Origin of the sequence: Flavobacterium cerinum, from assembly GCF_024496085.1 — a bacterium.
GTDB lineage: Bacteria > Bacteroidota > Bacteroidia > Flavobacteriales > Flavobacteriaceae > Flavobacterium > Flavobacterium cerinum_A.
Genome location: NZ_CP101751.1, coordinates 1736505 through 1759047, shown reverse-complemented (window position 1 = coordinate 1759047; position 22543 = coordinate 1736505). Strand labels below are relative to the sequence as shown.

21 protein-coding genes and 2 tRNA genes are annotated in these 22543 nt (G+C 36.8%); 14 read left to right on the top strand and 9 right to left on the bottom strand.

The features are described from left to right. Window positions 1-6: 6 nt before the first annotated feature. Together NOX80_RS07780 and NOX80_RS07775 are read right to left on the bottom strand one after the other, a co-directional pair. A complete protein-coding gene (locus tag NOX80_RS07780) occupies window positions 7-678 on the bottom strand; it encodes a TetR family transcriptional regulator C-terminal domain-containing protein (protein WP_256552723.1) in 672 nt (223 codons plus the stop codon). Between the two features lie 178 nt (window positions 679-856). Next, the gene (locus tag NOX80_RS07775) at window positions 857-1735 is read right to left on the bottom strand and encodes an NmrA family NAD(P)-binding protein (RefSeq protein ID WP_256552722.1); all 879 of its coding nucleotides are present in this window, start codon (window positions 1733-1735) and stop codon (window positions 857-859) included. Window positions 1736-1815: 80 nt separating this feature from the next. Between NOX80_RS07775 and NOX80_RS07770 the strand changes: the two genes are divergently transcribed. Beyond that, window positions 1816-2193: a winged helix-turn-helix transcriptional regulator gene (locus NOX80_RS07770; protein WP_305880318.1), complete on the top strand. Its 378-nt coding sequence runs from the start codon at window positions 1816-1818 to the stop codon at window positions 2191-2193. Here NOX80_RS07770 and NOX80_RS07765 read toward each other — a convergent pair. Next, window positions 2182-2643: an Lrp/AsnC family transcriptional regulator gene (locus tag NOX80_RS07765; protein ID WP_256552721.1), complete on the bottom strand. Its 462-nt coding sequence runs from the start codon at window positions 2641-2643 to the stop codon at window positions 2182-2184. The genes NOX80_RS07770 and NOX80_RS07765 overlap by 12 nt on opposite strands. A gap of 162 nt (window positions 2644-2805) precedes the next feature. Between NOX80_RS07765 and NOX80_RS07760 the strand changes: the two genes are divergently transcribed. Both NOX80_RS07760 and NOX80_RS07755 read left to right on the top strand, forming a co-directional pair. Next, window positions 2806-3711 (top strand): EamA family transporter, encoded by a 906-nt coding sequence (locus tag NOX80_RS07760; protein ID WP_256552720.1) that lies wholly within the window; start codon window positions 2806-2808, stop codon window positions 3709-3711. Window positions 3712-3722: 11 nt separating this feature from the next. Next, window positions 3723-4505 carry an alpha/beta fold hydrolase gene (locus NOX80_RS07755; RefSeq protein WP_256552719.1) on the top strand — a complete coding sequence of 261 codons (783 nt, stop codon included), beginning with the start codon at window positions 3723-3725 and terminating at the stop codon, window positions 4503-4505. A gap of 56 nt (window positions 4506-4561) precedes the next feature. Here NOX80_RS07755 and NOX80_RS07750 read toward each other — a convergent pair whose 3' ends face one another. Both NOX80_RS07750 and NOX80_RS07745 read right to left on the bottom strand, forming a co-directional pair. Then, window positions 4562-5257, bottom strand: coding sequence for an OmpA family protein (locus NOX80_RS07750; RefSeq protein ID WP_256552718.1), 696 nt, complete (start codon window positions 5255-5257; stop codon window positions 4562-4564). A 13-nt stretch (window positions 5258-5270) separates the two neighbouring features. Further along, complete coding sequence (locus tag NOX80_RS07745) at window positions 5271-5747, bottom strand: lipocalin family protein (protein WP_256552717.1); 477 nt, start codon at window positions 5745-5747, stop codon at window positions 5271-5273. Window positions 5748-5923: 176 nt separating this feature from the next. Here NOX80_RS07745 and htpG point away from each other — a divergent pair, with 176 nt between their 5' ends. The 11 genes from htpG (at window position 5924) to NOX80_RS07690 (ending at window position 20786) form a co-directional block, all read left to right on the top strand. Further along, window positions 5924-7804, top strand: a complete 1881-nt coding sequence (gene htpG / locus NOX80_RS07740) for a molecular chaperone HtpG (RefSeq protein WP_256552716.1) — start codon at window positions 5924-5926, stop codon at window positions 7802-7804. Window positions 7805-7990: 186 nt separating this feature from the next. Beyond that, on the top strand, window positions 7991-9352 hold the full coding sequence (locus tag NOX80_RS07735) for a DUF1800 domain-containing protein (RefSeq protein WP_256552715.1): 1362 nt from the start codon (window positions 7991-7993) through the stop codon (window positions 9350-9352). 19 nt (window positions 9353-9371) lie between these two features. After that, window positions 9372-10538: a DUF1501 domain-containing protein gene (locus NOX80_RS07730; protein ID WP_256552714.1), complete on the top strand. Its 1167-nt coding sequence runs from the start codon at window positions 9372-9374 to the stop codon at window positions 10536-10538. Between the two features lie 127 nt (window positions 10539-10665). After that, on the top strand, window positions 10666-11457 hold the full coding sequence (locus tag NOX80_RS07725) for a hypothetical protein (protein ID WP_256552713.1): 792 nt from the start codon (window positions 10666-10668) through the stop codon (window positions 11455-11457). Between the two features lie 172 nt (window positions 11458-11629). Beyond that, complete coding sequence (locus tag NOX80_RS07720) at window positions 11630-12526, top strand: EamA family transporter (protein ID WP_256552712.1); 897 nt, start codon at window positions 11630-11632, stop codon at window positions 12524-12526. Between the two features lie 416 nt (window positions 12527-12942). Further along, the gene (gene aqpZ, locus NOX80_RS07715) at window positions 12943-13623 is read left to right on the top strand and encodes an aquaporin Z (protein WP_256552711.1); all 681 of its coding nucleotides are present in this window, start codon (window positions 12943-12945) and stop codon (window positions 13621-13623) included. Window positions 13624-14060: 437 nt separating this feature from the next. Continuing rightward, window positions 14061-14342, top strand: coding sequence for a TIGR03643 family protein (locus NOX80_RS07710; protein ID WP_256552710.1), 282 nt, complete (start codon window positions 14061-14063; stop codon window positions 14340-14342). Window positions 14343-14462: 120 nt separating this feature from the next. Further along, the gene (locus NOX80_RS07705) at window positions 14463-17045 is read left to right on the top strand and encodes a toxin-antitoxin system YwqK family antitoxin (protein ID WP_256552709.1); all 2583 of its coding nucleotides are present in this window, start codon (window positions 14463-14465) and stop codon (window positions 17043-17045) included. A 14-nt stretch (window positions 17046-17059) separates the two neighbouring features. Beyond that, the gene (locus tag NOX80_RS07700; RefSeq protein ID WP_256552708.1) at window positions 17060-18007 is read left to right on the top strand and encodes an alpha/beta hydrolase family protein; all 948 of its coding nucleotides are present in this window, start codon (window positions 17060-17062) and stop codon (window positions 18005-18007) included. A gap of 45 nt (window positions 18008-18052) precedes the next feature. Next, the gene (locus NOX80_RS07695) at window positions 18053-19900 is read left to right on the top strand and encodes a M61 family metallopeptidase (RefSeq protein WP_256552707.1); all 1848 of its coding nucleotides are present in this window, start codon (window positions 18053-18055) and stop codon (window positions 19898-19900) included. A gap of 151 nt (window positions 19901-20051) precedes the next feature. Continuing rightward, the gene (locus NOX80_RS07690; protein WP_256552706.1) at window positions 20052-20786 is read left to right on the top strand and encodes a DUF4369 domain-containing protein; all 735 of its coding nucleotides are present in this window, start codon (window positions 20052-20054) and stop codon (window positions 20784-20786) included. Between the two features lie 89 nt (window positions 20787-20875). Here NOX80_RS07690 and NOX80_RS07685 read toward each other — a convergent pair. The 4 genes from NOX80_RS07685 to NOX80_RS07670 all read right to left on the bottom strand — a co-directional run bounded on the left by NOX80_RS07685 (window position 20876) and on the right by NOX80_RS07670 (window position 22483). After that, a tRNA-Thr gene (locus tag NOX80_RS07685) sits at window positions 20876-20949 on the bottom strand. 88 nt (window positions 20950-21037) lie between these two features. Beyond that, window positions 21038-21111 (bottom strand) — tRNA-Thr (locus tag NOX80_RS07680). A gap of 80 nt (window positions 21112-21191) precedes the next feature. Beyond that, the gene (locus NOX80_RS07675; RefSeq protein ID WP_256552705.1) at window positions 21192-21458 is read right to left on the bottom strand and encodes a hypothetical protein; all 267 of its coding nucleotides are present in this window, start codon (window positions 21456-21458) and stop codon (window positions 21192-21194) included. 56 nt (window positions 21459-21514) lie between these two features. After that, the gene (locus NOX80_RS07670) at window positions 21515-22483 is read right to left on the bottom strand and encodes a type I phosphomannose isomerase catalytic subunit (RefSeq protein WP_256552704.1); all 969 of its coding nucleotides are present in this window, start codon (window positions 22481-22483) and stop codon (window positions 21515-21517) included. Window positions 22484-22543: the final 60 nt, after the last annotated feature.

Below are 22543 nucleotides of genomic sequence, written 5' to 3'. Positions count from 1 at the left end.
TGAAGCTTAATTAAATCTTTCTTTCCAGACGAATTTACCTAAATCAAAAAGGCTTTCCAACGGCGTTGTATCCAATACATCAAAAGTCGCTTTTACCGCTTTTTCAATCATGATATCGGTTTTTTCAAAACCAACTGAAGTATCTTCCAGCCAGAATTTCAGGATAAAAAGGAATTGTACCCAAGCTGCTTCCGACAATACCGGTTTCGCAATCTTATCGATCTTTTCCTGTTTTTCGATTAATGCTACCTGCACTTCTTCTTTGATAAACTTTTTAAAACGGCTACGAAGCTTTCGCAACTGTTTCAGATTATGTAAACCTTGTTTGTTTTCTTTTAAAACAAAATACACATAGCTCCTGTTTAAAGTCAGCACTTCAAAAAAGGTAAAATAAAGTGCCAGTAATTTATTTCGATTGGAATACGTAGCAAAGGACTCATCATTTTTCAGACTGGTTACTGCATTTTCAAACAGTTTAATCCAGATGGTTTCCTTTATTCCGTCTAATGTGGTGAAGAAACTGTAGAAAACGGTTTCTTCAATTTTATTTTCTTTACAAAAGAGATATACACTTGTCGGCTCCTGGTGATTCTCCAGTACCTGATTCATATAATTTGCAATAATGGCATCTTCCGTAATCGTTTCTTTCTTTCCGTTGGTTCTTTTCGTTACCGCCATACTATGTTTTTTTTAAAGCTTTTGTAAAGTTACAAAGCGTTTAACTCCATACCCTAAAAAATAAACAAAATATTTGTTAAATATCTTTCATAAAAAATGAACAACAGGATCGTAAACAACAAGGCCTGACAGATTCTATAAATCCTGTCAGGCCGCAGTTAAGTTTGATTTATTATTTTTAGAAACGAGTTGCCCAGATTTGAGCAAAATCTTCCAGTTTAGTCGATCCGTTTACCGGTGAACCCTGAAGTTCGAAATCAGCCGGGATAGTTCCGTTTCGGAATCCGGTTCCCATTTCAGTATATAAATGAGCCACTTCATTCGGCAATCCGGCCTGAATCATTCCTTGTAACGATTGTTCATCTGTGAATTCTACCCATGGCAATTCCGGTTTTCCGATCGCTGCTCCGAATACTTGTGCCACTTCATTTGGTGTACGGACATCACTAACGATATACCGAATATTTTTTCCTTCGGTGTTTTTCTGAAGTTCTTCCGAAGCGGCAGTTGCAATATCTTCCGGATACACCATCGGTACCTGTATCGTCCCCGGATAATTTGCTCCCATTATTCCCATTCCTTTGATCAATGGAATGTCATTATAAAAGTTTGTAAAGAATAAACCGGCACGAAGGAACGTTACTGAAACCGCTTGTAAATCGCGATATAAATTTTCGATATGATACAATCCGGCAATCGGTCCGTTTCCGGTTGGCAGATCCGCGCCAATACTACTTAACATCACAACTCGTTTTACTCCCGATTCGGTAATCGCTTTAGCAAATGCTTTTCCGGCTTCAACAGTATTCGCAATAATATTGGCGCCACCCATATTTGGCGGTGTCATCGCAAAAACAGCATCGGCACCGACAAAAGCTTCTTTTAAAAATTCCGGATCACTAACCGATCCGATTGCCGCCTTAGCTCCTAATTTTTCAATTGCTTCTTTTCTGTCGGCTGCACTACTGATAACCGTTACATCATGTCCGACTGCAACTAATTGGGTTGCCAATGATTTTCCTATATTCCCTAAAGAACCTGAGATTGTTATTTTCATATAAAAGTGTTTTTAATTTGACAAAACAAAGGTATATTTGCACTTACTTTTATACAAGTACTTACCCCAAAGTATGTATTATGACAGCAATTAAAGAAACATCAACAATACAGGAGAATAAACGATATGCACTGGAAAAATGTCCGGTGAGTTATGTTATGGAAAGAATCGGCGGTTATTGGAAACCGATTATCTTATACCATCTATCAAAAGGAGATAAACGCTATAGTGAATTAAAAAGAGCCATTCCGGCGATAACTGAAAAGGTTTTGATTCAACATTTAAAGCAGTTGGAAAACGATAATCTGCTGATCCGGGAAGCCAAACCGGTAGTTCCGCCATTTGTTACGTATCGTTTAAGCAATGCTGGTGTTGGTTTATTACCGGTAATTGAGGCAATGGCACAATGGGCTTTCCAGGATATGGAGGGCGGTTTTACCCCGTCATCAGATCGGTAACACGGTAGACTGTTTGACATAGTTCATCACAAACGAACTTTTAATTTTGCTGATGTTCGGAATCACCGATAATTTAGTTGCTATAAAATCATTAAACGCTTCAGGGTCTTTAACAATTACTTTTAATATGTAATCAAAAATTCCACCGGTTACATACGCTTCAACCACTTCGTCCAGCATGGCAACCTGTCTGGAAAATTCTTCTACATAATCTAATCGCTGACTGTTAAGTGAAACAGTGACAATCACTATAAAATTTAGTCCAACCTTTTTATGGTCGACTATAGCTGCATAATTTTTAATATATCCTTCCTGTTCCAATTTTTTTATTCTGTCATAAACCGAAGTACGGGACATATGGAGTCGTTCGGTAAGATCAGTGATATCAAAACGAGCGTTTTTCTGGAGTATACGCAACAACTCTACTTCTTGTTTACTTAATTCTTCCATCGGATTTTTTCCGCTCAATTTACAAAAAAGAAGACCATTTTGAACAGAAAAATTAAAAATACCAGTTTTAAAGAATTATTTACGTATTTAAATTCAAAACAAACAACTTATTTCATATATAAATAGATTTGTCAGGATAAAACACAATAAAAACATTGATTTATGCTTAAATATATCATCATCGTTATCCTGGGCGCCATTAGTTACGGAATGTTAGCTTCCTTTGCCAAAATCGCATACAAAGAAGGTTATAACGCCGGTGAAATCACACTTGCGCAAGCTTTTTTGGGTGCGCTTTTATTATGGGGAGCTGTTATATTCCGAAGTATAAAAAAGAAAACATTCCGAATTGTTGAAGGTTGGAAATTACTTTTAGCCGGAACCTCGATAGGGGTCACTACATATATCTACTATCTTTCCGTTTCCTATATTCCGGCTTCACTTGCCATCGTACTACTGATGCAAATTACATGGATCGGCAATGTGGTAGAATGGCTGGTTTTTAAAAAACGGCTTTCTCCGACAACGATATTTGCGACTGTTTTTATCATCATAGGAACGATATTAGCCGGAAATTTATCCGCTGTAAAACAGGCAGACCTATCGGTAATCGGCATTTTATTGGGCTTACTATCAGCCGTAATTTACAGTATATCTATTATTTTCACCAGTAAACTCGGAAAAGAAACACCTGTATTTGAAAAAAGTGCCTTGATGATGAGCGGTTCCGCGATGATTATATTCGTGATTAATTTACAATCGATAACCACCAGCAATCATTTGGATTTCGGATTATTACAATGGGGATTATTTCTCGCTGTTTTCGGTACCGTTATTCCTCCCGTATGCTTTAGTATCGGTATGCCAAAAATCGGTGCCGGACTAAGTTCTATCCTACTAACTCTTGAATTACCGGTTGCCGTTTTTTGTGCCCATATTTTACTTTGTGAAAACATTACATTTGTACAACTATTTGGAATTATTGTGATGTTGAGCGCCATTACCTACCTCAACCTGGTCAATTTTAGAAAATCGAAAACAATAAAATCCAATCATAACCCCCATTAGTATAACCAGCTATGACACCTAATCCGATCGCTACCCAAATACACATAAATGAAAAGGCGCTTTATGTATACCATCAAAATTTCGATTCCCAAAAACCGACACTTGTTTTTTTACACGATTCGTTAGGCTGCACGCAATTATGGCGTGACTTCCCTGAAAAATTGGCGGAAGCGACACAATGTAACGTATTAGCCTATGACCGATTAGGATACGGTAAATCCGACCCGATGCCCACTTATGAAAGAGCAGTTAATTACCTTGAACAAGAAGCTTCTGTATTAAACGAGTTGTTAACCCAACTTGACATCAATGCTATTATTCTATTCGGACATAGTGACGGCGGTTCGATTGCTTTAATCACTGCGGCTCAATATCCCGAACGAATCAAAGCTGTAATTGCAGAAGCTGCTCATATTTTTGTAGAAGAGGTTACCCTAAAGGGAATTCGCGAAGCCATGGAAGCGTATACGTCAACCGACTTACCGCTTCGCCTTCAGAAATACCACGGTGATAAAGTGGATCTGCTTTTTAAAGCCTGGACATTAACCTGGACACGTTCTGATTTTAAAAACTGGAATATCGAATCGCTGTTACCTCAAATTACCTGTCCGCTTTTATTTATACAGGGAGAAGCAGATGAATACGGAACTTTAGAACAAGTACACAAAACCATCCGCCAGGTTTCCGGAAAATCGGAAACATATCTTATTCCCGATATTGGTCATACTCCACATAAAGAAGCCCCGGAATTAACCCTACTGGCTGCAAAGCGTTTTATTGAAAATTTAAAATAAGAACCACAAAAAAAGGCTGTCCGAAAGACAGCCATTTATATTATTATCAATGAAGATTAGTTTCCGGCTTGCTTTTTAGCATCCTGAACCATTTTATCGTTAGCCGTAATAGCAAATTCTACACGACGGTTTTTGCTTCTTCCGTCAGGAGTATCATTTGTAGCAATCGGATCAGCGATTCCCATACCGCTTGTTTTAAAACGATTACCGGATAATCCTTTTCCTGCAAGGTAGCTCTTTACAGAAGCAGCTCTTTGCTCTGACAATGTCAGGTTGTATTCTGCTTTACCGGTATTATCAGTATAACCGTAGATTACGATATCAGTATCCGGATAGCTTTGGAATACCGGAACCAATTTATCAAGATTTGCTTTTGCAGCAGCTGTTAAAGTCGATTTATTGGTATCAAAACGCACGGCATTTTCACCTAATACTAATTTAATTCCTTCACCAACACGCTCTACTTCAGCACCTGGGATTGCCTGCTCAATTTCACGAGCCTGCTTATCCATTTTGTTACCGATAACACCTCCGGCAACACCTCCAACAACACCTCCAAGAACTGCTCCTAAAGCACCGTTTCCACCTTTACCGATGTTATTTCCTAATACACCTCCTAAAACCGCACCTGCTACAGCTCCTATACCGGCTCCTTTTTGCGTATTATTAGCATTTTTAACCGATTCACAGCTTATAAAAACAGATCCGATCATGAATACTGCCGCTAATGTATAAATTGTTATCTTTTTCATATTCTTTGTTTTATTAGTTCAGTTTTTCAAATTGGTAAACCACGTCTGTCAGTTTGCCACCTACATTGATTTTATCAACCAACTGGAAAGAAGTTTCCGACTGGTTAGCCAACTTCAGTACATACCCGTCTCTTACTTTTTTGGCTTTTTCACCGGCATTCAGAAGTTTCAGAACAAACTCACCTTCTTTATTTACAAACCAGGTAAACGAAGAACTGAAAGCAGGACAATTTGCTTTTTCCAGCGCCATTTCTCCTTTATTGTTGTTTGAAATAAATTTCCAGCTACTTCCTTCAAAACACTTAGAATCGGCGATTTGAAAAGAATTCACCTTTATGTATTCAGAACCAGGGTAGCTAACGGAGCTTAACACCCAATTACCTTTGATTGCAACCTGTGAAGTTCGGTCCAGCTTCGTGTTGGTTACAGATGTTGACTTACATGCAAACAGCATCATTGTAAGTGCACTTAACAAAATTAATTTTTTCATATCGAGCGCTTTAAAATAACTATCACAAATATACTACCTACAGAATTAATTTGTTAAATTTTGAGTAAGAATTTTTCCGTTAAGATTGCATTTCCGTCATTTTGTCACATTTCTTTGGTTTGGTATCTAATTTGTACGAATCAGGAAAAGTTTAACAAAAAAACACATTTTATACTATGACTACTGGAAAAATTAATGTATCGGTAGAAAACATCTTTCCTCTAATCAAGAAATTTTTATACAGTGACCACGAAATTTTTCTTCGTGAGCTGGTATCAAATGCTACGGATGCTACATTAAAATTAAAACACCTGACGAGTATTGGCGAAGCTAAAGTTGACTACGGCAATCCGGTTATTGAAGTAAAGATTGACAAAGACAATAAGAAGTTACACATTATTGATCAGGGATTGGGTATGACCGCGGAAGAGGTTGAAAAATACATCAATCAGGTTGCTTTTTCAGGTGCTGAAGAATTCCTTGAAAAATACAAAGACACGGCAAAAGATTCCGGTATCATCGGTCATTTCGGGTTGGGCTTCTATTCTGCATTTATGGTAGCGGAAAAAGTGGAAATCATCACCAAATCCTATAAAGACGAACCGGCAGCACACTGGACTTGTGACGGAAGCCCGGAATTCACGCTTGTTTCATCTGATAAATCCGAAAGAGGTACTGAAATTATCCTACATATTGCCGAAGATTCATTGGATTTCCTTGAAGAAGGAAAAATCCGTGAGTTATTGGTTAAATACAATAAATTCATGCCGGTGCCGATTAAATTCGGAACCCGTACTGAAAAGGTAACAACCGGTGAAGGAGATGATACACAGGAAGAAACGATTACCGTAGATAACATTATCAACAATCCGAATCCGGCATGGACCAAACAACCAAGTGATCTGACAGATGAAGACTATAAAAACTTCTATCGTGAATTATATCCGATGCAGTTTGAAGAACCTTTATTCAACATCCACTTAAATGTTGATTATCCGTTTAACCTGACCGGTATTCTGTATTTCCCGAAAATGTCAGCTGATTTACAAATTCAGAAAGACAAAATTCAACTTTATCAGAATCAGGTTTTCGTAACCGATAATGTAGAAGGAATCGTTCCGGAATTTTTAACAATGCTAAAAGGAGTTATCGATTCTCCGGATATCCCGTTAAATGTTTCCCGTTCATATCTTCAGGCTGATGGTAACGTAAAGAAAATTTCGAACTACATTACCCGTAAAGTAGCCGACAAATTAAAATCCTTGTTTACTGAAAACCGTGAGGATTTTGAAACGAAATGGAATGATATCAAAATCGTATTGGAATATGGTATGCTTTCCGAACCGAAATTCTACGAAAAAGCCGGTTCTTTTGTTTTATATCCGTCAGTGGATGGCAAATATTATACTTTAGAAGAATTAAAAGAAGCTTTAAAAGACAACCAAACCGACAAAGACGACAAATTGGTTGTTTTATATGCTTCAAACAAAGATACGCAGCACAGTTATATTGAAACAGCTAAAGAAAAAGGTTATGAAGTGTTGCTATTAGACAGTCCGATTGTTTCTCACTTGATTCAAAAACTGGAAGCGGACAATGAAAAGCTGACTTTCACCCGTGTGGATTCGGATCATGTAGACAATCTGATTAAAAAAGATGACAATCCGATTTCTAAATTATCAGAAGACGAGCAAAACAGTCTGAAAACAGTATTGGAAGAACTTGTTCCGAAAACGACTTATACGGTTCAAATGGAAGCGATGGACAGTAAAGCAGCACCGTTTATCATTACACAGCCCGAGTTTATGCGCCGAATGAAAGAGATGAGTCAATCCGGTGGCGGCGGTATGTTTGGTATGGGGAATTTCCCGGAAATGTACAATCTGATTGTGAATACCAATTCAGATTTAGCGACAACCATCCTTACTACTTCCGATAAGACAACACAGGAAGGCTTGGTAAAACAAGCATTGGATTTAGCCAAACTGTCACAAAACCTATTAAAAGGAGAAGAACTGACAGCCTTTGTAAAAAGAAGTTTCGAGTTAATTAAATAACTCCGCTTATTATATTCGATTTATAGGGAAAAGCAGCAAGATATCTTGCTGCTTTTTTTATTAAAAAACGGTTCCTTTTGACTTTCAGTCCTTTCAACAATAACCTTACAACAAAATCCGTTATCTTTTTTAGTGTCACTTTACTACCTTTATTAAACTTTATTTCGCAATAACAGTCCAATGTTTATGAAAACAGACACACTTTGGTCCTTACGACTTGGATTTTCAGGAAAGCAGTCCGATAGTATTACCCGAAAAGGTATAAAAGGTTTCTTGAAAGATTCTTTTGCTGCTTCCTTCGACACAAAAGAACCTGCATTTTTGTCAGATGATCCCAAAACATTAGCCGAACTAAAAGACTTTCGCGACCGGATTAAAAATGCCGATTCTGATGAAAGTAAAAAAATGTTACGTGATCAGCTGCAAAACAGTCTGGAATTAAAAACCTGGTGGTTGGACAAAATGATCAATGATACTTATCCGCTACGGGAAAAAATGGTTTGTTTCTGGCACAATCATTTTGTGTCCACTTCTCAAAAAGTAAAAGTGAATTACTGGATTTATCTTCACAATCAATTATTACGCGAACAGGCTTTCGGTAATTTTAAAACACTGACCAAAAAGGTCATTCAAACCAATGCAATGGTTCGCTATCTTGATAATGTGGACAACAAACGAGGCAAAATCAATGAAAATTTAAGTCGGGAATTACTGGAATTATTTACACTTGGAATCGGAAATTATACAGAAGATGACATAAAAAACGGAGCAAAAGCGCTTTCCGGTTTAGGTTTAGGCGAAAAAAACGCACAATACCGCCCCCTATTCGAAGATCCCGACACGATAACTTATTTGGGTAAAACAGGAAAATTCAAAGCCGATGATCTAGTCGATATTATTTTCGAACAAAAAAATAGTCCCTATCGCATCACACGTAAACTTTTAAAATGGTTTATCTATGACAATCCGAAAGAAGAACTGGTACAATATTACGGCGACTATTTAAGGAAACAGAACTTCGAAATTCAACCACTATTGATCAAGATGTTTACTGAAGAATACGACAAACAAAACGCCGGTTCAAAAATTAAAAATCCGTTGGAATATATCCTCCCGCTTTTAGACGAATTACACATTAGCGAGCCGAATTTAAAAGCAATTGCCGTTTTTTTAAGACAGCAACAAATGGATCTTTTTAACCAGCCCAACGTTAAAGGATGGGACGGCGGAAAATCGTGGCTTACCTCACAAGTTTATCTGCAACGCAATACAGTAGCCGATCTGTTATGCCGCGGAAGGTTTGTTAATCCGAATAAAGACAACGACAAATCCATAGCGGTTTCCCTGAAATGGAATCCAAACGGAACTAATAAAACCATTATCACGGAATTAAAAGAGCGTCTTTTGTTTCAAACGGACTCCAACTTGCAGCAGGATTTTGAAAACATTCTAAAGTATGATTTTAATCCGAAAGCAGACAATGCTGATCTGGCCGTGTTACGCCTTTTTAACGCAATGATTAAAACTCCCGAATATCAGTTAATATAACACTTCAAAATTTCCTGAGATGAACAGACGTAACTTCTTTAAACTTACAGGAACCTGTACCGGAGGTCTTTTACTGATGCCGGATTTCCTGTATTCATATGCAACACAAAGTACGCTTGTAACAGGTGAGCAATGTCTTGTTTTTATCCAATTGAATGGTGGAAATGACGGATTAAATACTTTTATTCCGTTTGACGATCCGCTATACTATGCCAATCGTCCGAAGATAGCCCTATCCAAAGAAGACGTAATTGCATCTCACAAAGGAATGGCCTTTCATCCGGCATTAAAAGATCTGGCTAATATCCAGCAAAACGGTGATTTGAGTATTATTCAAAATGTTGGTTATCCGCAACCGAATCGTTCTCATTTCCGAAGTCAGGAAATATGGCAAACCGGTTCTTCCTCGTCCGAATACCTGAATGACGGTTGGCTTGGACGTTACCTTGATTTACAATGCAAAGAACACCAACCTACGGCCGGCGTTAACATTGACAATATCGACAATCTTGCTTTAAAAGGAGAAGAACCGAATTCCATCACGGTAAAAGATCCGCAACGTTTTTTGGTTCGCAAAAACAATGAATCCGATAAAAAACTATCTGATAATCCGCAATTGGATTTTGTGCGAAAGATAGCCGGTTCCGTAACCGAAGGCGCAGAGGAAATTCAACAGGCATTGTCTAAATCGACTACAGCCATAAGTTATCCGAAAACCGGATTAGCTAAAAATCTGGAGTGGATTTCCCGATTAATTAAAGGAAATCTAAATTCAAAAGTATATTACACCTCACTAAACGGTTTTGACACCCACGATAATCAGCTTTCAATTCATAAAAATAAATTGTCTGAGTTAAACGATGCGATTTATAGTTTTTATTCCGATTTAAAACAAGCCAACCTGTTACAGAACGTAACGCTTGTTGTATTTTCCGAATTCGGCAGACGTGTAAAAGACAACGGAAACGGAACCGATCACGGAACAGCAGCACCTATGTTTGTAATTGGCGGTCAAAACAAAGGAACAATAATCGGCCAAAATCCCGACTTGCAAAACCTTGATCAAGGTGATTTACGATTTGAAACCGACTTCAGAAGTGTATATGCCGGTTTATTACAAAACAAACTTCATTTTGATCCTGCGAAAATCGGTATTCAAAACCGACCTTTAGCATCATTATTTTGATATTTCACCCTTAAACAAAACGCAATTCGCCCCAAATAATATTTTATTAATACAATAATAATACTCAATATGTAATTGATTTAAGACATTTTAATACATTTGGTATACAAAACCTTAAATCTATTTTATGAAAAAAATTACTTTTTATGCTATGACCTTATTTGTGTCATTAGTAACCAGCACTGTTTTTGCACAATCTACAGCGCAACAAAATTTAAACAATGCAATTCAGTCGGCTGAAAACATTCAGCAGGACACTCCAACCGCTAAAGGAGCTGCAATACAACTGGCGAAACAGATTGCCATTTTAAATGCTCCGAATGCACAACAATTTTATAATGCCATGTTTACACAGGTAGCGTCTGTTCAGAATAATTCAGACGATGTGGACTATTTCGTAAACGAGGCTCGTACGGCATCACAAAATGCTTTTTCAACAGCCGGAATCAACGCTATTACAGCCGAATTGGTCAATCTGAATGATATCCTTATCGGTTTAACGTATCAAATCAACGATGCATTAGCGGCTAATGATAATACTACTGCTTTAAATTTGATTCCAAATGTAAAAAGCGTATTGGATAAGCAATATACAACTACAAATGACTTGATCGATGCAATCAATTCTGTTGCCAGCTCAATTAAAACGTATAATGTTTGTATCAAATTAGTAGACTATCTTGGAAATCCGGTAACATACAATGACTTACACGGTTATTATGCATACAATCAGTCTAACGCTTATTTTTACCCTGAAAACTACGGTGATTGTTACGATAACTTAGCACCGGGTACTTATACTTTTGCTGCTTATAACGGTTATTTCAGCGGTGCTTCTTCCACTACAGTAACTTTATCAGACAGCCTTGTTAATGCTAACGGTATTATCGAAGTTACTTTAGTATACTGGTCGGAATAATCCCGAAATACTATAGAAGGATAAGGATTGCTCTTCGGATCAATCCTTATTTTTTTATATATAACACTAAAAATCAACACATTTAATCACAATTACGTATTTTTTTCCCGATAGACACTTCTAAATAAACGGGATACCCTATCTTTGCAGGCTGTTTTAAAATCAAATAATAATGTCAGGAAACCAAGTTTTAAAAGGAGTTTTTTTAGTAGGATTAGGTGCAACCAGCTATGGAATGCTGGCTACATTTGTTAAGTTAGCCTACCAGGAAAACTACACCACAGCCGAGGTTACTTCTTCCCAGTTTATTTTGGGGATCATCGGTGTTTTAATTATCAATGCTTTTCAAAAATCTAAAAATAAAGGCACAGTAGTAAAAGCTACAAAAAAGAATATTTTCCATTTAATGTTGGCCGGTACATCATTAGGGATGACCAGTGTTTTCTATTATCTGGCTGTAAAATACATTCCGGTTTCCATCGGAATCGTTTTATTGATGCAAACCGTTTGGATGGGTGTTTTACTCGAAATGTTTATCGATAAAAAATTACCTTCCTTACAAAAAGTCATTTCTGTACTTATTGTTTTAGGCGGTACGGCATTAGCAACTAATATTTTTAAAAATGAAATCCAGCTTGACTGGCGCGGTTTAATGTGGGGAATGCTTGCAGCAGCTTCATTTACCACTACAATGTTTACTGCTAATAGTGTTGCAACAGGAATATCATCGGCACAAAGAAGTTTGTATATGCTTTTAGGCGGAGCTGTTATTGTTTTCGGATTCGGAATATTCACACAGACCACACCGTATAATTTCGATATCTTTTTAAAATGGGGTATTGTTTTATCGCTTTTCGGAACCATCATCCCTCCTATGCTAATGAACTCCGGATTTCCTCATACCGGAATCGGTTTAGGAAGTATTGTTTCTTCATTAGAATTACCGGTTTCCGTAATGATGGCCTATGTGATCCTTGACGAAACGGTAGTATTATCGCAATGGGCCGGTATTGCCCTGATAATTCTGGCAATTATCATTATGAACATTTCTTTCAAAAAAAAGAATTAATATAGAATTTTCTGGTAAAAATGATTATATTCGTAATACGGATATAATCATTTAACTACCTGAAAATGAGTTTAACCTGGCAATCACACTTTCTTCTTTCGCTTCTAAGCTTCAAAATTGCCGGTCATTACAGAAGTATACGATTATATACTAAAATTTTCCCTTTTTATTTACCCGATTCCCTTCAATATGCAGATCGCAATGGTATTGCCGTAAAGCTGTATTCATTGTGGGTCATACCTGTTATTTCTATTTTTTCCGCCCGTTTACCGGTTAATCGGATACAACTGTTTCGTATGTATATCCTAAAAACGAACCGTTTTAGTCAATTATCCCTACCAGCCTTAACGTGTAGCATGTCCTTTTTCCAAAAAATACATTTATTACCAATTGTTTAACTAATCCCTTTATTTTTTATGAAAAAACTTATTGCAGAATTTATCGGAACATTTTGGTTGGTATTAGGCGGTTGTGGTAGCGCCGTACTGGCCTGCAATTTCCCTGATGCAGGAATTGGTTTTGCCGGAGTTGCTCTAGCTTTCGGTCTTACCGTTCTAACGATTGCCTATTCACTTGGACACATTTCCGGAGCACATTTAAATCCGGCCGTTTCCATCGGCTTATGGGTTGGTGGTCGTTTTGATGCAAAAGAACTGATTCCGTATATTATCGCACAGGTATTAGGCGGTATAGCTGCTGCTGCGATTTTATATGTTATTGCAACCGGTAACGGTAATGATATTGGCGGATTTGCATCCAACGGATACGGAGAACTTTCTCCCGGAAAATACAGTATGAATGCAGCCTTTCTAACAGAAGTTGTGATGACTTTTATTTTCCTTATCGTCATTTTAGGAGCAACTGATGAAAGAGCACCCAAAGGTTTTGCCGGGTTAGCCATCGGATTAGCTTTGACACTAATTCACCTGATCAGTATTCCGGTAACCAACACCTCTGTAAATCCGGCCAGAAGTATCAGCCAGGCCGTTTTTGTTGGCGGAGAAGCTTTAAGTCAGCTGTGGTTATTTATTGTAGCTCCTATTATTGGCGCTCTGATAGCCGGTATTGTATACAAATCAATCTTTAGTAAAGAATAATGAATTAAAAATACACAAAAAGTTTCCTTACTATTATCATTTACAACCTGTCCCGTATTATTAACCGGACAGGTTTTTTTGATTAACGAGCCATCATCTTCTAAAAACCGCATTTTGCACCATACATTTTAGCATACATTAATTTACAAGTTCAAAAAGCCTTTACCTTTACTATTATTCGATTCATTATAGCAATAAATCATCCTTTTTTTTTTTTGTTTCTGAAATAAAAAAGCAAAAAAACAATGCAAAAACCCATCTAAATAGCACTGATACAATATATTTTTTTTCATTTCTTCAAAAGCGAAAAACTTTTTGGCTTGATTTTTGAAAATTCTGAAAAAATGATTTTACGCTATTTGCTAATTCATTTTTTTAGTAATATTGAGTATATAATTAAACCATTAAAAACATTTATTTGATTAATTTTTCATCTGATGAAAAAAAGCAAAGTTTTAGAGTTTGACAAGGAAACAATTGAAAGAATTGTCACTATGGCTCAGGAGGAAAGAAAACCTTTTGAGGTATTAAAGGAAGAATTTGGAATTTCTGAAAATGAAGTTACCGAAATGGTGCGCAAAAAGTTATCAAAAGACAATTTTGAGCTTTGGAAAAAGAAGGTTGCCGCCAACAAACCCAAACCAAAGCTTCAACGATATAACGAACTTGAAGATGACGATTTAGATAGTAAGTACTACTTTAAAAATAAATTTGATTAAATCCCGGCCCGAACATTCGGGCTTTTTTTATAAGCATTCCTTTGTATTATTCTTTTTACATTCGCTTTTTGCATTTTCAAATTTAGATGTAAATTCACAACGCTTTTTTATATCACACAAATGAGACAATTTTTATTATTTTTTATATTCCTTTCGGTTGTATCCGGTTGGTCGCAAGATACCCTTTGGATAGACAAAAACAGTAATCCGATTGAAAATTATTTAGCAGAAGGTTACAGAATTGATCTTCCAAATAAGAATAAAACCTTTACTTCAACCGAATATTACATAACCGGGAAGAAAAAATACGAGCGAACTGCTACTGAAAAATTCGGTGATATTTTTATCGGCCCTGTCCGATTTTACAATGAGGAAGGAAAAATAGCCACGATTGTTACCCTAGTTAACAACAAACCGGAAGGGAAAGCTGAATTTTTCCTAAAAGACGGTACCAAAAGCGAAGGCATCTATAAAAATGGAGAACTATATAACGGAACAGTAGCTTACGAGGCCGAAGATTATCGCGTTACTATGGATGTAAAAGACGGTAATTATAATCACACCGGAATTTTCGGTATTAATAATCCAAAAATCGGTCAAAAGATTTTTTATAAAGGAAAAATTCCTACACGAGTTATTTCGTATGATAAAGACGGGAAAGTAATAGGCGACACAAAGCTTATTGACGGAGCCTTTATTGATGGAATTATGGCACTGTATGACTACTCCCCTTTTACCCTTATCAATACTTATGTAATAAAAAACCAAAAAAACATTGAAAAATCGTACTATTTCAAAAACGGAAAAGTAAAACAAAGAACTATCGAACCGCAGAAAGACAAAAATGGTACAGATTCATTTTATGATCAAAATGGTCAAATAATTGCTGAGCTGGAAACGGATCTTGATACTCTTGACGCCTCAAATCCAAAAAACGGTACTCTGTTTCTTTATTTTACAGATGATCCGAAAAACGGTCAGGATTCTGACAATGTAGAATACATCAATCTGTATAAAAATTACGAGCTGATTCAAGTGAAACAATTACGCCCGGATGGAAGTATTCTAAAAATAGATTATTATGACGATTTAGGAGAATATCTCAAAACCGAAAATTACGATACAAAAAGCAATTTTAGTCATCAGCTTACTTATTACAATGAGAGTTCAGATCCTTATGAAGGCACACAAATTACGGAAAACAGTGTTCGCGTTTACCAGGCCGGAAATATAATATCGGAAACAGTATACTACGATGATAAAACCGTTTTCAAAAAATTTGAAGGAAAACAAGCTACTTTCTATGACAAAAAGGGGAAAATCATCGGGAAGTTGGAATATTATGATCCTTACAACAAAGGGGCTTACGAACATTACTATGCCGGTGATGCCTATTCTTTAGAGAAGAATACCATCAAATGGATGTCCCGACATCAAAACGGCAAGTTAATCTATAAGGTTGAATACTTTTCCGACAAAGAACTGTTACCGTTAAAAGAAACCTTTTACACCGAAAACGCCATCACCCGCGAACTCGAATATTATAAAAACGGAAAAACAAAATCGGATATTCTATTTAGCGATTCACATGAAAAAAAGGGAACTTTTTTCAACAATAAGGGTAAAAAAATCAGTGAATTCGATTACGTAAAACTGGACGGAACCCGCTATACTTTCTTCGAAGAAAACGATATGATCAACACAATTGAAAAATATACTAACGGAACTTTACAATATGAAAAGGTAATGGTATACAACCCTTCCACACCGTCAATTCCAACAGTAATCCGGGAAATTGATTATAATAAGTCCGGTATTTTCAATGTAAAAGGAAAACCGACGTATACTGCCACTTATAAAAACGGTAACCCCTATAACGGTAAAGTCGTAACCGATGATGACGGTGATTACTACTATAAAAGGATTGAAAATTATGTAAACGGTATTCTGGATGGTGAGCAGTTACTTTATAATGAACAAACGGAGCAGGTTATCCGAAAAACCGTTTACAAAAACGAAAAGTTGATTCTGGCATCTGATTTTTACAATAATTCGATTATCAGCACAACGCCCTATGTGAATGACTTAGCCCACGGGGAAGCAATTTATTATGACTCCGACGGAAAAGAAACTGCAAAAGTCACTTACGAAAACGGAGAAGCGATAAACGGTACGGAAGTCCAATACGAAAATGGAATTATAACTTCCAAAACAGTATATCGCAACGGAGAAATAATTGAAAAGTATACTTTTACAAACAATGTTTTGTCCGGTAAAGTCATTTTATTAGATGAATCCGAACAACGGTATCAAACTGAAGCGTATCACAGCGACGGTAAACTAAAAATACACTATACCGAAAAAGGGGATGTGCTAGATGGTAAAGTGCTTTATATAAACGCAGCCGGTAAAAAGGAATATGAAGCCACAATGAAAGACGGTACTATTGTAAACGGTACATTATGGATAACGCCTATCCAATCGTTCAACAAAACCAATTCAAAATACATTAAAATCGAAAAAAACAACAACACTATTATTCTTACGGGAATCGGTAAAGACGGAAACGTAACTTTTACAAAATCCACAATTTCCAATGCTAAAAAGAATTCCGGATTATCTGAAATAGAGGAACTTTCATCTGATCAGTTGTATCTGGCACCGGAAGATCTGGACAATACAACAAATAGCAATACCCATTAAAACTATTACTAATTATGATCAAAAAATTTTTTACAACATTTTTACTTTGCAGCTTCATTAGCAGTATCGCACAGGAAAAACCATATACGATAACCGAAGTACAGATTAACCCTTTGATTAAAGGAGATTTGTATACACCGGTTCCTCAAAACGGAAAACCGACACTAATCATTCTGATAGCCGGTTCGGGTCCGACCAATCGCAACGGCAATCAGATCGGCATGCAAAATAACTCGTTAAAATACCTGGCTGAAGATTTGTCAAAAGAAAAATATGCTGTTTTTAGCTACGACAAACGAGTAATCGCTCAAATCATCGCCGGAAATGTTAACGAAAAAGAAATGCTTTTTGACGATACTATTACCGATGCCAAATCGGTTTTGGATTATTTTAGAAAAACCGCTAATTACCGTAAAATTGTTTTTGCCGGACATAGTGAAGGATCGCTTGTGGGAATGGTAGCTGCCCGGGAAGCTAATGCTGATGCTTTTATATCGATTGCCGGGCCGGGAAGTCCGATTGATGAAATTCTAACCGAACAGATTTCTCGTATCGCACCGATTGCAAAAGAAGAACTCGTTACCAGTCTCGAAAAATTAAAAAAAGGAGAATCATTCACCGTAAAAAGCCCTTTTCTTAATTCCTTATTACGGGAAAGTATCCAACCTTATATGCGATCGTGGTTAAAATACAATCCGCAACTGGAGATTCAAAAATTAAAAATTCCGGTATTATTGCTTAACGGAACAAAAGATCTTCAGGTAACGACAAACGAAGCGGAAAAGCTAAAAAAAGCAAAGCCGGATGCTACACTGGTTATAATTGACAACATGAACCATGTTTTAAAAATAATAACCGGAGATGATACTGAAAACAAAGCTTCATATGCCGAACCTGATCTAAAAAATGCGCCTGAACTGGCCAAATCGATAAATCTTTTTTTAAAGAAGAATAAATTGTAACAAAACTGCAATAAAACGTACCTATAATAAATTAAAAACTTTACAATGAAAAAACTTATCTGCACCCTTGCAATGGCCGTAATGGTTATGAGTTGTAAAACAGCTCAGCAACCACAAGCTGCTACTGCGGTAAATGATGTAAAAGTTGCTATAGATTTAAAGAATGTAAAAGACGACAAAGTAATGGTTACGATCATGGCACCGACTTTTACTACTGAAACAGCAACCTTTCATATCCCCAAAATTATTCCGGGAACTTACTCAGAAGACGATTACGGTAAGTTTATCGAAGACTTCAAAGCTTATGATGCTAAAGGGAACCTATTGGCAGTAAATAAAACCGATGATAATTCCTGGCAGATTTCCAATGCAAAAACATTAGCAAAAGTAACCTATTGGGTTAATGACACCTATGATGTAGAAGGAACTCATGAAATTTTCTCACCGGCTGGTACCAATATCGCAGCCAATGAGAATTTTATGCTAAACACACACGGTTTTGTTGGCTATTTCCAGGGAAAAGGTGAAATTCCATACACCGTAACCGTTTCTCACCCGGCAACTTTATGGGGAGCAACTTCATTAACCGATACCGATCCAAGCAACGAACAAGATGTATTTACCACATCGCGTTATGCAGAGCTGGTTGATAATCCGATTATGTATTCTAAACCGGATTACACTACTTTTACTGTAGACGGTATGGAAATTTTGATCAGCGTATATTCCCCTAATGGAACTTATACAGCAAAAGACATCACTCCGGAAATGGAAACAATGATGCGCGCTCAAAAGAAATTCCTAGGTCCTTTTAATACGACTAAAAAATACAGCGTTCTATTGTATCTTTCAGATATGAAAAAACCGGATGCTAAAGGATTCGGAGCATTAGAACACACCACTTCTACAACGGTAGTAATGCCGGAAATGATGCCGAAAGCACAACTTGTTGAACAATTAAAAGATGTGGTTTCCCACGAATTCTTCCATATTGTAACACCATTGAGCATTCACTCGAACGAGATTCAGTATTTTGACTATAATACGCCAAAAATGTCCGAGCATTTATGGATGTACGAAGGTGTAACCGAATATTTTGCGAATCTGTTCCAGGTGAATCAGGGCTTGATTGATGAAGATGAATTTTATACCCGAATGGAAGAAAAAATTGAAACGGCAAGACGTTTTGATGATAAAATGCCGTTCACCAAAATGAGTAAAAACATTTTAGACAAGCAATATAAAGATTCCTACTATAACGTATATCAGAAAGGAGCTTTAATCGCAATGTGTATCGACATTCAGATGCGCGAAAGCAGTAACGGTCAGCGTGGTATTTTAAGTCTGATGCAGGCTTTATCAAAAGAATACGGAAATAACCGTCCGTTTAATGATAATGAGCTATTTGCTAAAATAACAGCATTGACTTATCCGGAAATCGGTGAATTCCTAAATAAATATGTAGCCGGTGACACCCCAATTCCTTACGATGTCTATTTTGCTAAAGTAGGCGTTAAAAAAGGAACCGTTAAAAAACCGTCTAATCCGTTCTTAAAAGGAGAAACGCCTTATATCACAATTAATCCGTCGACTAAAGAAATCGTAGTACTTCCGGGAATTGAGTTAAGCGGTTTTATGAAAAAAATCGGTTTGAAAAACGGTGATACTATTCTTTCGATCAACGGAACGGCATACAATCTGGACAACATTTATGAAATGATTATGTCAAGTATGGAATGGAAAGAAAACGATCCGATCACAATTCAGATCAAACGCAATAATAAAGAACAAACCTTAAAAGGAAAAGTAAGCCTTAGTATGGAAGATGTGGAAGGATTACATTTTACTGATGCTTCCAAAGCCAAAATAAAAGAAGCCTGGTTAAAAGGATAACTATCATACAGTAATCTGCAAAACTGATAAAAACCTGTTCGTTCGGACAGGTTTTTTTTATACCTGAAAGTAAAGGACACTATTTATAGCTCCTACACAGGAACTGAACTTTTTTTTCTTTACTTTGCAATCTTTAAAAAACAACATTATAATGAGAAAAACACTGATAACCTTATGTTCTTTAGCGCTATTAGTTACAGCCTGTAAAAAAGACGATGCGACCGAAAACAGCCTTCACCTTACAGGAACTGTAAACGGACTAAAGCAGGGTAAGTTATATCTGAAGAAAATAGTTGACACCTCTTTTGTTACAATAGACAGCTTTACCATTAAAGGAAATTCTGATTTCGAAAGCACTATTAAAATAGACTCACCGGAAATGTATTATCTGTTTATTGATCGTGGTACAAGTAATTCGAAAGACAACAGTCTGATGTTTTTTGCCGAACCGGGTAATATGACTATTAAAACCGATTTAAAAGAGTTTTATGCCCAAGCAAAGGTTACCGGATCAAAAAACAATGATTTGTATGAAGATTACAAAAAAATTAAGTCCCGTTATACTGACGAAGAGAACCAGGCTTTAAGTATGACATTATTTGCCCAGAAGATGCGGGATACAAAAATGTTGGACAGTCTTAGAGATCGTAGTGACAAACTGGTGATCAGACGTTACCTTAGCGCCGTTAATTTTGCCGTAAACAACGCTAAATATGATGTTGCACCTTATATAGCCTTAACCGACATCTATGACGCTAATATCAAATATCTGGATACCATTCAGAAATCGTTATCTCCGGAAGTAACCCGTTCGCATTACGGAAAATTATTACAGGAGTATATCGGCAAGCGCAAGCAACAAGAAGCTACAACTTCCGCACAATAAAACAAAAAAGCGGCTTATTTTCATAAGCCGCTTTAAACCTTTATAAATAAAAAAACCACTCTCTTCAAGTGGCTTAAAGTAGATGATTGAGCCGATGGAGGGACTCGAACCCACGACCTGCTGATTACAAATCAGCTGCTCTAGCCAGCTGAGCTACACCGGCGTCTCAATACAGTTTAAACATAAGGTTCTACAAAATTCCTTATATTCATTTTTCAATAAAAGCCCACATTACTGTGGTAAAAAAATTGAGCCGATGGAGGGACTCGAACCCACGACCTGCTGATTACAAATCAGCTGCTCTAGCCAGCTGAGCTACACCGGCGTCTCAATTCGGTTGCAAATATAAGGTTGTTTTTTAAACTTCCAAATATTTTTTGAGCACTTTTTTATTGATTTTTCAGACTACAGGGCGTTAACTTTATCAACCAACTGATTTGCAGCCTCTTCTAATTCTTTATTAATTTGCTTAAAATGCGCTTTTTTATTTTCAACATTTTTTTGATTCACTTTTGTTACCAAATTATCAAATGTTGCGATCGCTTCCGTTACTAAGTCGTCAGAAGCTTCAGTTGGTTTTCCTGTAGTAGTCATTTCCCAAATGTAAACTGCTTCAATAATATCACCTAAAACGTAGTTGATGTCTTTTTTTAAATTTCTAACGCTTGCCATTTTTCTAATGTTTAAAATTTCGATGGCAAAATTACAACTATTCTTTTGATTAAAGATTAAGAAATGAATATTTCTAACAATGAGGCTTCTCCGCTTAATTGAAAATCAGTTATTACTGCCGGTATCAATATCGTATCGCCTTCCCGGAACGCAGTGGCAACATCATTGACCATTATTGAAAAAGTGCCTTTGGTACAAACTAAAACCGTAAAGGAATCACCATTCTTATAGAAAGTCTGCTGTCCGTTTAACGGGATAAAATTTGTTGTAAAATAAGGACAGTCAATAACCGGATTGGAAACATTAACCGTTTGTGCATATTTACATTTTGCATCCGAAACTGAATAATCGATCGCATCCAATGCCAGTTCGATATGTAACTCTCTTGATTTCCCTTGTGCATCCACGCGATCCCAATCGTATACACGATACGTAATATCGGATGTCTGTTGAATTTCAGCGATTACAATTCCTGCTCCGATAGCGTGTATCGTTCCGGTTTCCAAAAAGAAAACATCACCCGGAGCTACTTTTATTTCTTTTAATATTTTGGTCAGTGTTTTATGTTCCAGATGATACAGATATTCATCCGGCGAAGAAGTTTCTTCAAAACCTACTATTATCCGGGAATCCGGATCGGCTTGCATAACATACCACATTTCGGTTTTCCCGAATGAATTATGCCGTTTACGTGCCAATTCATCATTAGGGTGCAACTGAATCGATAAATCCTCTTTAGCGTCAAGGAATTTAAACAACAACGGAAATGTTTTTCCGAATTTCGAATATACTTTTTCTCCCAGTAATGCTTCCGGAGCTAATTCTAAAAGTTCGTTCAGGGATTTTCCGGCCAACGCACCGTTTTTTACTACGCTTACATCACCGGGAACGGTCGAAATTTCCCAGCTTTCACCGGTCGTTTCCGATATAATATCTTTATGAAGTAATGAGGATAATTTGGCTCCTCCCCAAATTCTATCTTTTAAAATGGGTTTAAAAACAAGCGGATACCAATTTATTGTCATAAATCTAAAATTCGTTAGGTCAGCAAAAATGCAAAAAACTTTTGGAAATAACCAAAAGCA

Excerpts from the sequence above, each read along its gene's own strand:
- NOX80_RS07750 (WP_256552718.1), bottom strand. The coding sequence starts at position 5,257 with ATGAAAAAGATAACAATTTATACATTAGCGGCAGTATTCATGATCGGA.
- NOX80_RS07725 (WP_256552713.1), top strand. The coding sequence starts at position 10,666 with ATGAAAAAAATTACTTTTTATGCTATGACCTTATTTGTGTCATTAGTA.
- NOX80_RS07670 (WP_256552704.1), bottom strand. The coding sequence starts at position 22,483 with ATGACAATAAATTGGTATCCGCTTGTTTTTAAACCCATTTTAAAAGAT.
- NOX80_RS07695 (WP_256552707.1), top strand. The coding sequence starts at position 18,053 with ATGAAAAAACTTATCTGCACCCTTGCAATGGCCGTAATGGTTATGAGT.
- NOX80_RS07710 (WP_256552710.1), top strand. The coding sequence starts at position 14,061 with ATGAAAAAAAGCAAAGTTTTAGAGTTTGACAAGGAAACAATTGAAAGA.
- NOX80_RS07755 (WP_256552719.1), top strand. The coding sequence starts at position 3,723 with ATGACACCTAATCCGATCGCTACCCAAATACACATAAATGAAAAGGCG.
- NOX80_RS07745 (WP_256552717.1), bottom strand. The coding sequence starts at position 5,747 with ATGAAAAAATTAATTTTGTTAAGTGCACTTACAATGATGCTGTTTGCA.
- NOX80_RS07675 (WP_256552705.1), bottom strand. The coding sequence starts at position 21,458 with ATGGCAAGCGTTAGAAATTTAAAAAAAGACATCAACTACGTTTTAGGT.
- NOX80_RS07770 (WP_305880318.1), top strand. The coding sequence starts at position 1,816 with ATGACAGCAATTAAAGAAACATCAACAATACAGGAGAATAAACGATAT.
- NOX80_RS07700 (WP_256552708.1), top strand. The coding sequence starts at position 17,060 with ATGATCAAAAAATTTTTTACAACATTTTTACTTTGCAGCTTCATTAGC.
- NOX80_RS07705 (WP_256552709.1), top strand. The coding sequence starts at position 14,463 with ATGAGACAATTTTTATTATTTTTTATATTCCTTTCGGTTGTATCCGGT.
- NOX80_RS07735 (WP_256552715.1), top strand. The coding sequence starts at position 7,991 with ATGAAAACAGACACACTTTGGTCCTTACGACTTGGATTTTCAGGAAAG.
- NOX80_RS07780 (WP_256552723.1), bottom strand. The coding sequence starts at position 678 with ATGGCGGTAACGAAAAGAACCAACGGAAAGAAAGAAACGATTACGGAA.
- NOX80_RS07730 (WP_256552714.1), top strand. The coding sequence starts at position 9,372 with ATGAACAGACGTAACTTCTTTAAACTTACAGGAACCTGTACCGGAGGT.
- NOX80_RS07720 (WP_256552712.1), top strand. The coding sequence starts at position 11,630 with ATGTCAGGAAACCAAGTTTTAAAAGGAGTTTTTTTAGTAGGATTAGGT.
- NOX80_RS07765 (WP_256552721.1), bottom strand. The coding sequence starts at position 2,643 with ATGGAAGAATTAAGTAAACAAGAAGTAGAGTTGTTGCGTATACTCCAG.
- NOX80_RS07690 (WP_256552706.1), top strand. The coding sequence starts at position 20,052 with ATGAGAAAAACACTGATAACCTTATGTTCTTTAGCGCTATTAGTTACA.
- NOX80_RS07775 (WP_256552722.1), bottom strand. The coding sequence starts at position 1,735 with ATGAAAATAACAATCTCAGGTTCTTTAGGGAATATAGGAAAATCATTG.
- htpG (WP_256552716.1), top strand. The coding sequence starts at position 5,924 with ATGACTACTGGAAAAATTAATGTATCGGTAGAAAACATCTTTCCTCTA.
- aqpZ (WP_256552711.1), top strand. The coding sequence starts at position 12,943 with ATGAAAAAACTTATTGCAGAATTTATCGGAACATTTTGGTTGGTATTA.
- NOX80_RS07760 (WP_256552720.1), top strand. The coding sequence starts at position 2,806 with ATGCTTAAATATATCATCATCGTTATCCTGGGCGCCATTAGTTACGGA.